Origin of the sequence: Bacillus sp. EB01, from assembly GCF_000613125.1 — a bacterium.
Lineage (GTDB): Bacteria > Bacillota > Bacilli > Bacillales > Cytobacillaceae > Bacillus_D.
Genome location: NZ_HG964497.1, coordinates 4,777,107 through 4,783,106 on the forward strand (window position 1 = coordinate 4,777,107; position 6,000 = coordinate 4,783,106).

At 45.5% G+C, this 6,000-nt stretch carries 5 protein-coding genes; 1 reads left to right on the forward strand and 4 read right to left on the reverse strand.

Annotated elements, in window-relative coordinates; all coding sequences use genetic code 11:
• Positions 1-40: 40 nt before the first annotated feature.
• Complete coding sequence (locus TY16_RS22550; protein WP_052342835.1) at positions 41-1,792, forward strand: SH3 domain-containing protein; 1,752 nt, start codon at positions 41-43, stop codon at positions 1,790-1,792.
• Positions 1,793-2,022: 230 nt separating this feature from the next.
• Here the strand turns inward: TY16_RS22550 and dtd are convergent, their stop codons facing one another.
• From dtd to TY16_RS22570, 4 genes are all read right to left on the reverse strand, one after another.
• Positions 2,023-2,466, reverse strand: coding sequence for a D-aminoacyl-tRNA deacylase (gene dtd, locus TY16_RS22555; RefSeq protein ID WP_043933990.1), 444 nt, complete (start codon positions 2,464-2,466; stop codon positions 2,023-2,025).
• A gap of 53 nt (positions 2,467-2,519) precedes the next feature.
• Positions 2,520-4,718, reverse strand: coding sequence for a RelA/SpoT family protein (locus tag TY16_RS22560; RefSeq protein ID WP_043933991.1), 2,199 nt, complete (start codon positions 4,716-4,718; stop codon positions 2,520-2,522).
• A gap of 553 nt (positions 4,719-5,271) precedes the next feature.
• On the reverse strand, positions 5,272-5,784 hold the full coding sequence (locus tag TY16_RS22565; protein WP_043933992.1) for an adenine phosphoribosyltransferase: 513 nt from the start codon (positions 5,782-5,784) through the stop codon (positions 5,272-5,274).
• Positions 5,775-6,000: single-stranded-DNA-specific exonuclease C-terminal domain-containing protein (locus TY16_RS22570; RefSeq protein WP_043933993.1), on the reverse strand; the 226-nt coding region annotated here is incomplete at its 5' end. The genes TY16_RS22570 and TY16_RS22565, both read right to left, overlap by 10 nt.

Here is a 6,000-nt window from a genome sequence, read left to right on the forward strand (position 1 = left end):
CAATTTTCCGCTACAATAAAAGATACGTAGGAGGTGTCCAATGGGAAGGAAAATATTTTTGCTCGCTGCCTGCTGTGTCCTGCTTATCGGGGCTGTCTTCCCATTAAAGGAATACGCTGCAGGGATTACTGTCACCGCAGCGGTTGACGGCCTTAATATCAGGAGCGGTCCCGGCTTAAGCTACAGTGTTGTTGCTACTGTAAAAAAGGGAGCAGTTTTAACCGTCCTTTCAGAAAAAGGAGAATGGATGCAGCTCAGGCTTTCCACAGGAAAAACCGGCTGGGCTGCCAATTGGCTAGTGAACCGGCAGCAAGCCGCTTCCAAAACCAATACAACCGCGATTATTACAGCGGACAAGCTTCGAATTAGGAGTGGACCAGGAACCAACTATTCGATGACAGGTTCATTGACAATGGGAGAGCAGGTTACTATCCTCGAAAAGTCTGGACTTTGGAGTAAGATCGAAAGTAAACGCGGCAGCGGCTGGGTTTCAAGCGAATTCCTGAAAGAGACAGGCTCACCAGGCAAAACAACAGGAACTGCACCAGCAACAACAGCGGCTAAAACGAAAATAAAAGTTGTAAACGCAGATATTTTGAATGTGCGCACAACTCCTTCATCCAAAGCTGCCGTTGCCGGAAAGCTAAAGCAAGGTGCCAAAGTAGAAGTCTTGTCAGAATCAAACGGCTGGTCGAAAATCTCATTCTCAAATGGAAAAACAGGTTGGGTAAGCTCTGAATTTTTATCAGCCCAAGAAGAGAGCCCGAACTCTGGGAAGAATTCCACGGGTGTTATCGGAACTGTAACAGCGACCGCACTCAGTGTCAGAAACACAGGTTCCTTGAACGGGAAGATTATTGCGACAGTCAAAAAAGGCCAGAAGTTCAGCATACTTGAAGAAAAGAATAGCTGGGCCAAAATTGAATACCAAAAAGGCAAATATGGCTGGGTGGCAGGCTGGTACCTTGATAAGGCAGCCGAGACGGGCAATGCTGCCGGCAATACTGGCAAGGAAGTCAATGAGAGCAAGGTAACTATTCTCCATGACGGAAGCAACATCCGCCAAAAGCCGGAATTGAATGCAAAAGTGATTGCCCGCGGAAACAAGGGTGAACAATTCAAAGTTAAGAAGGTGTCGGGCAGCTGGTACGAAATCGAGCTCAAGAATGGCTCTAGCGGTTTTATCGCAGGCTGGATTGTCCAGGTTTCTGGCAGTGCACCTCAAATCAGTAAGGAAGATGGTTTTTCATACCTGAAAAACAAAGTAATTGTTATTGACCCCGGCCATGGCGGAATTGATACCGGTACCATCGGGGTAAGAGGTACATACGAAAAAGGCCTTACATTAAAGACTGCGAACCTCTTAACCAGCAAGCTCAAAAAGCACGGTGCCAAGGTTGTGATGACGCGAAGCCGCGATACGTATTATTCGCTGCCTTCAAGGGTCAGCTCCGCGTATATAAATGGTGCGGACGCATTCATTTCAATCCATTATGATTCTATTAACGACAGGACAGTACGCGGAATGACCACCTATTATTATCATTCCTATCAAAAGAAACTCGCTGAAACAGTCCATTCAGCAACGGTTACTGAAACAAAATCAAAAAATCGGAACGCCCGCTTCGGCGATTATCATGTAATCAGGGAAAACAAGCAGGCAGCAGCCCTCATTGAACTTGGTTTCCTGAGCAATGCGTCCGAGGAAATGGGTGTCCTGAGCAACCAATTCCAGGAAAGTGCATCAACAGGAATTATGAACGGGCTTGCCCGCTATTTCAAGGAAAAATAACTCCAACCAAAACGAACACCCGCCAACAACTTCGGCGGGTGTTTATATATATCATCAGAATTTATAATGGCTGCCCCTTTTTACGTCTTTTTCCACAAAGGGAAGCTCCTGAGAATTATCATCGCAGGGACACAAAGGAAAGCATCCTTGAATTAACATCGCAGAGACAGGCGAGTCTTTGCATGGCTCGAGGCGGATTTTGGCTATCGCGAAGCCGCTTGGCTTATGTTTCAGGCTTTGCTTTCTATAATCAGTGTAACTGGACCATCATTCACAAGGCTGACATCCATCATTGCGCCAAATCGGCCCGTTTCAACAGTCATTCCTTTGTCCCGGAGCATGCTGTTGAACGTTTCATAAAGGCCATTTGCAACTTCTGGCCTGGCCGCTGCCATGAAATTTGGCCGCCTGCCTTTTCGGCAATCTCCATAGAGCGTAAATTGGGAAACTGACAAAATATCGCCGCCAACATCAAGAAGCGACAAGTTCATTTTGCCTTCCGCATCCTCATAAATACGCAAATTCGCAATTTTATCAGCTAAAAAGGCCGCATCCTTTTCTGTATCCTCATGAGTAACACCCAGCAGGACAACAAGTCCTTTCGAAATACTGCCGACTACTTCCCCATCTACTGTAACGCTTGCTTGCTTGCTGCGCTGAACGACTGCTTTCATTTCTTAATCTCCTGTCTTCAAAAGAATTAAAAAAACCGCAGCGCAGCGATATACTAGTTCATAATCCGCCGCACTGCGTATATTTCAGGTATTTGTTTGATTCTGTCAACAACCTTGTGTAAATGGCTGACGTTGTGAATGGCAATCGACATAATAATTGTCGCCATTTTATTACGGTCCGACTTGCCTGAAACAGCCGTAATATTCGTCTTCGTTTCATTGACAGCCTGAAGAACCTCGTTTAGAAGCCCGCGCCTGTCGTAGCCGCTGATTTCAATATCAACATTGTATTCCTTCCTGTCAGTGAACGAAGAATCCCATTCAACCGGAATTAGGCGTGACTGATCCTCATTCTCGATATTCGGGCAATCGGCACGATGCACAGATACTCCGCGCCCTTTTGTAATAAAGCCGATAATTTCATCGCCAGGTACAGGATTGCAGCATTTCGAAAGCCGGATCAACAGATTATCGATACCCGCGACCCGAACACCGGAATCACGCTTTTTCACAACAGTCGTCGCTGGCGTCTTCAATTCCGTCAGGGCTTCGGATATATTCGTCACAGCTTCCTGATCACGTTTCTTCCGCCATTTCTCAGTCAAGCGGTTCGTAACTTGGAGAGCCGTAACGCCATTATACCCAACCGCGGCATACATATCCTCTTCGTTTGTGAAGTTAAACTTCTCGGCAACCTTCCGCACATTTTCTGGCGTCAGAATTTCCTTTATATCGAAATTCATAGCTCGAATTTCTTTTTCAACCAGTTCGCGGCCTTTCTCAATATTCTCGTCACGCCGCTGCTTTTTGAAAAATTGGCGAATCTTATTCTTCGCTTGTGAAGTCTGGGCGAGCTTCAGCCAATCCTGGCTTGGCCCGTATGAATGCTTCGACGTCAAAATCTCAATGATATCGCCGGTCTTAAGCTTATAATCAAGCGTAACCATCTTCCCATTGATTTTTGCACCGATCGTTTTATTGCCGATTTCCGAGTGAATCCGATAGGCAAAATCAATCGGAACCGACCCGGATGGCAGCTCGATTACATCGCCTTTCGGAGTAAACACAAACACCATATCCGAAAACAAATCTATTTTTAGCGATTCCATGAATTCCTCAGCATTGGCCGTATCATTCTGGAATTCAAGAATATTTCTGAACCATGTCAGTTTTTGCTCAAAAGAGGCACTTTCACTAACACTTTTGCCTTCCTTGTAAGCCCAGTGGGCGGCAATCCCGAATTCAGCAATCCTGTGCATCTCAGTGGTCCTGATTTGGACCTCGAGTGGATCACCCTTCGGACCGATGACAGTCGTATGGAGGGACTGATACATATTCGGCTTCGGCATTGCAATGTAATCCTTGAAGCGGCCAGGCATCGGCTTCCAGCATGTATGGATGATTCCAAGGACAGCGTAGCAATCTTTAATGCTGTTAACAACAATCCTCACAGCAAGCAAATCATAAATCTCGCTGAACTGCTTATTCTGAAGCACCATCTTCCGATAAATGCTGTAAATATGCTTGGGCCTGCCGGAAATCTCCGCCTTAATGGAAACCTCACCGACACGTTCGCGCACTTCCTCAATCACATCATCCAAATATTGCTCCCGCTCAGCACGCTTCCTTTTCATGAGGTTGACAATCCGGTAATATTGCTGCGGATTCAAATAGCGGAGCGCAGTGTCTTCAAGCTCCCACTTAATCTTCGAAATACCAAGCCTGTGTGCAAGCGGCGCGAAGATTTCAAGCGTCTCATTCGCAATACGCTGCTGCTTTTCGAACGGAAGATGCTTCAGCGTCCTCATATTATGCAATCGGTCCGCAAGCTTGATCAAAATGACCCGGATATCCTGGGCCATCGCCACAAACATTTTCCGGTGGTTTTCCGCCTGCTGTTCCTCATGCGATTTATATTTAATTTTGCCCAGCTTCGTCACGCCGTCAACAAGCATGGCCACTTCTTCGTTAAACTCAGCTTCAATATCCTTTAGGGTAATGGCTGTATCTTCAACGACGTCATGGAGAAATCCCGCAGCTACCGTAGCCGGGTCCATCTCCAGGTCAGCAAGAATTCCCGCAACCTGGACCGGATGGATAATATACGGCTCACCGGATTTCCGAATTTGATCACGATGGGCAATCTCGGCATACTCGTACGCCTTCTGCACAAGTGCCACGTGCTCATCGTTCAAATATGCCCTTGTCTTGTCGATGACTTGTTCGGCGGTCAGCACTGAATCGTTCGCCATAAAATCACCTTTGTTTCTTAGTAGAAAATATAGAGCCGAACTACAACCAACAAGGCCCCTTTGTTCCTTAGATTTATGAAAATATTAGTGGATTGTTACTATTATCGAGAAAAAATCCAAGGATGTAAAGTGATTCAAAAGGATTTTTAGCCGAAAACATGAAATATGTCGAAAAAAGGGTTCTTTTTTGCTTTTTGGAAAAATTGGCCGATACCCTTTTAGTGAATTACAAACTGCATACGAAATCAAAAGCGTAAGCGCCTTGGTCATCGCCGTACAAAATGGAGGGGCTTCGACTGAGATAAAGGAATCACGAAGAGCGTAGCGATTCGATGATGACTTATCGCAGGGAGGAGACCTGAAGTTTGCACACGTAGGCGCTGGAGCTAGAGGCAAAAAATGACAAGATAATAATTCTGATATTACAAAGAAAACTCGCCGACTGGCGAGCCCCTTAGCTTTAGACAAGCTTTTGGCACAAATTTAAAACCAAGAAAGATCTTTTTCATCAAGAAAGCACTTTACAGGAGCTTCCTTGAAACCATCATAACACTTAATAATCCAACAAGGTCAAAACATCATAGCCTTCAAGCTTTTCCCGGCCTTCTAGATAAGTCAGTTCAATGAGAAAAGCGATTCCGGCAACGATTCCGCCAAGCTCTTCGACTAACTTGATAGTCGCTTCGATTGTTCCGCCAGTCGCAAGAAGATCATCCGTAATAAGGATGCGCTGACCTGGCTGTATGGCATCTCTATGGATTGTAAGTACATTGGTGCCGTATTCAAGCCCATAGCTTTTTTTAATCGTTTCACGAGGGAGCTTGCCTTCTTTTCGTACAGGTGCAAAACCAACCCCAAGCGAATAAGCAACCGGGCAGCCAATGATGAAGCCGCGCGCTTCAGGGCCGACAACAAGGTCAATTTTCTTTTCCTTTGCATATGAGACAATTTGGTCTGTCGCATATTTATAGGCTTCCCCATTATTCATTAGCGGTGTAATATCTTTAAACTTGATGCCTTCTTTTGGCCAGTCAGGCACAATTGTAACATACTGTCTTAAATCCATTCTTTTACTGCCTCCTCATTTTCAACAGGCTCTGCCAGGATTTGGGCGAATAGGCTTTTCAGCTGCCCATAAGAAGAAAATAATAAATCCTGCTCAAGAGCGATATGTGCTTGCTTATCCTGGTAAGTTCGCGACTCAGCCAGGTCTCGTTTATTCGAAGTCTTGGCAACGGAAATTAATCCATTGTTTATTGTAACAAACTCAAGCTCAAAAAAC